This window comes from Endozoicomonas sp. ALC013, assembly GCF_049310205.1.
Classification (GTDB): Bacteria; Pseudomonadota; Gammaproteobacteria; order Pseudomonadales; family Endozoicomonadaceae; genus Endozoicomonas.
On the sequence record NZ_JBLYNS010000277.1, the window covers coordinates 1 to 3,319 of the forward strand.

Below are 3,319 nucleotides of genomic sequence, written 5' to 3' on the forward strand. Positions count from 1 at the left end.
TTTAAATTAAGGTGAGCAGTCTGGTGCAAGGGTCATAATGGCATAAGCCTTTTTCTACCAACTGAGAGATACTTTGACGGGCTGCATTGGATGGAATATTTTCCAGACTGAAAAATTTCAGGTTGATAGTCCAGTACTTTTGCAGCGCAATCGGATTAAGTATGAGCTGATTTCTCGATGCATCATGCCATTCGGTGAATTTACGGCATTCATTCACATCTTACTTAATCCACTCAAGCATCGGGTTTTTCCGAGCCGCCAAAAGATTGGTTTTTTCCGTACCCGGGGGTTGATGACTGGCTCCTGGTTCAGATGCAGATAACGGCTTGTTGTTACTGGCCAGATCTGATGGGTCAGATGCCCGGATGGGCGATGATTGGCAGAGTGGTTCCTGAGTCGTTACTTTTAACGCATTCAGGACCATAGGGTGTCGTAAATTCAAAGAAAAAATATTCCGGCTTTCATCGTAGGTCCAGTAGTTCTGTACTGCAAAAAACCGGGCAAAAAAATCAAAGTCAGTCCGTTCACGATACCCGGATGGATTGCTTGATAGCCATTTGGTCGTCAATTTTTTCATGTCGATTATAAGCTCGCCCGCTGCTCTGTCATGCCATGTCGCAAAGCTTTGCTGTCCATCAGCATTTGAAAAAATAAAAGACAGGCAGTCTTCGCAGCTTTTTCTTGTTGGTGATTTATAAGTTGGCTTTATCGAATCAGTTGGTTTGGCGGACTGAGCACTCAATGGCGTTTTCCTGGCGTCTGTTCGAGCCTCAGGGAGTGTGCTCCTGATCTGGGCCTCACCAGGCGTTGAGCCCCCTGCATTTGCCAGTGTTGATATCGGGTTTGGAGGTGGGGTTGTATAAGGGGTAGCTTGCTTTGAAGTGGATAATGCAATGGATTGGTGATTTTCTGCTGACGAAATGGTATCAGCTGAGTAGTGTTTGAACTTAAGTTGGAAAATGATTTCATGTGAATCGGTAAGCACTACACACTCAATATCATTTTTTCCGATCTCTGTTATTAAGGCATCTTGTAATGTTTCGCCATTAGATACGTTAAATTGCCGCTGAAGTATACTCCATTCTTTCTTCACTTGCTCAGTATTTATTACTTTAAATGTTCCCCGGTCTTTATTAATCCATTGAACAGATAGGCCAATATCCGCCTGTCTTGCCAAAAAAGTACAGGCATACAACTGTGGTGACCTTGCTGTTTCATGTTGAGTCTGTGTGGTTATGTTCAGTCCTGTGCCCGAAGAGTGTGTAGATAAGCATCGCTCTGGCCCTTTACGTCGCTCAGGTATATTGTAGGGCGCATGCTGATGACGCGATGCTCTGGTAGTTGTCATTTTGGTAACCAGGTCGGTCTTATACGACGAGAGTTTATACTGCTGACCAGACAGGGTGTCTATATCTTCTGAGTGGCATAAAGCATTACGTAATTCACTGGGATTCACGACGCCTTTAAGACGTTGATCTTGCTTCCATTGAGCTTCTGTCAGGTACCAGTCATTTATTTTCAGAATACCTTGTTTCTTATCAAGCCAGGTGACAGGGGGCTCATTTGCTCTGCTCTCTAAAAAAGCATGCAGACAGGATGGCTTGTTACGGGGTAAATGATTTTCTGTCTGGCTTCTAAGCGACATCTGTCTTTGTAAAACCGGAGTAGATGTGCTGGATGGCGCAACCTGATACACCGGGTGGTATAACGGTAATTGAGTGTGATCTACCAGCCACTGGTTATATACCATCTGTTCATGAGTGGCATTAAGTTTTTGAGCTAATTGTGGCTGCTTGCCCAGAGAGAGAAAATAGTTATGGGCAGTGGGGTATCCGTTTTGAATACTGGTCTTTTTAGGGTCCATTACAATAAACATGATTTAATGAAATTGAACTTCTAGACCGAAAATATGCCTGTTAGTTCCTTTTGTTTTTACTTTTGTGGGCTCACCGGTGGTGGATGAGCCCTGATTTATTGGTTTCTGTTGTTATCGGCCAATGGTTTCCGCCAGGTTGATCAGCACATTGCGCAGCAGTGTCAGGCGGGGCTCGATGGAGTCCAGCACCAGAGATTCGTTGCGGCTGTGCATGGCACCGCCAATCGGGCCCAGACCATCAATTGTGGGCACGCCCAGTGAGCCGGTCAGGTTGGCATCGGAACCGCCACCCACTGCCTGCCAGGTAATGTTCAGTCCCATATCCTGACCGGTTTTTTCAATCAGGGCCATCAGTTTTTCACTGCCTTCATTCGGGGTAAAGGCGGGCTTGTGGGCTTCGCGGGTCAGCTTGATGTCAATCCCCGGCAGTGACGGGTTTTCCAGCATGTGCTGGATCTTACTTTCCAGACGGGCGTAGTCATCGTTATCCCAGAAGCGGATATCCAGGACTGTGGACGCATAGTCTGGTACCACGTTACCGGCGGAACCGCCCTTGACAACACCGAAGTTCAGGGTGGTGCCAGTTGCAAAGTTGGTTTCCTGGTTCAGGGTGGTGATCCAGTGCGCCAGCTCAGTAATGGCAGAAATACCTTTCTCGGGCTCATTACCCGCGTGCGCCGCTTTGCCCTTGAACTCTACCTGGTAAGAGGCCATTCCTTTACGCGCTTTAACCAGTGATCCATCAGCACGGGCAGCTTCAGCCACCAGTACATAACGGCTCTTGCTGGCAATGCCCTTGAGCCACTCGCCGGAGTAAATGGAGCCGATTTCTTCATCCGGATTCATACAGACGCAGATGCTCAGACGATCAGCGACGTCTTCTGGCAGCTGGCTGATGGCCTTGAACATATTGAGCTGGCCGGATTTCATATCAGCCACGCCCGGACCGTAGGCTTTTTCACCATCATGGGTCAAGGACCATTCGGCCACTGTACCTTCCGGGAAAACAGTGTCCAGGTGTCCGATCAGCATGATGTCGTACTCTTCGGCGTCCGGCTTATTGGTCGCCAGCAGGCCGGGGCCTACTTTTTCATTAAAGGTATGACGGGTAACCTGCCAGCCGATGCCCTGGTATTTTTCGGTCATGATATCAGCAACCTTGCTGACACCGGCGGGGGTCCAGGTACCACAATCGACGTCAATCAGTGGCTTCAGTTCTTCCAGATATTGATCCAGGTTGAAGTGTTGATCACTCATGATGGCTTTATATTTCCTGCTTGGAGGTTAGGTTGCTTACCGGGACAGTGGTGATGATCATCATAAATAAGCCGCTGGCCTTTCTGGCAAAGCTGAATTTATGATCTTTGTACCAAATGCAGAGGCGGTTGTACTGACGTTTAGGTAGAATTCCTGATCAGTATTTTCCGTTTGTCAGCAACCTAT

General features: G+C 47.7%; 2 protein-coding genes. Both read right to left on the reverse strand.

The features are described from left to right. Positions 1–220: 220 nt before the first annotated feature. Complete coding sequence (locus ACO6V1_RS23065; RefSeq protein ID WP_422468824.1) at positions 221–1,864, reverse strand: hypothetical protein; 1,644 nt, start codon at positions 1,862–1,864, stop codon at positions 221–223. 123 nt (positions 1,865–1,987) lie between these two features. Then, on the reverse strand, positions 1,988–3,133 hold the full coding sequence (locus tag ACO6V1_RS23070; RefSeq protein ID WP_422460057.1) for a M20 family metallopeptidase: 1,146 nt from the start codon (positions 3,131–3,133) through the stop codon (positions 1,988–1,990). Positions 3,134–3,319 lie beyond the last annotated feature (186 nt).

Coding starts and splice junctions, on each gene's coding strand:
- ACO6V1_RS23065 (WP_422468824.1), bottom strand. CDS start 1,864: ATGGACCCTAAAAAGACCAGTATTCAAAACGGATACCCCACTGCCCAT.
- ACO6V1_RS23070 (WP_422460057.1), bottom strand. CDS start 3,133: ATGAGTGATCAACACTTCAACCTGGATCAATATCTGGAAGAACTGAAG.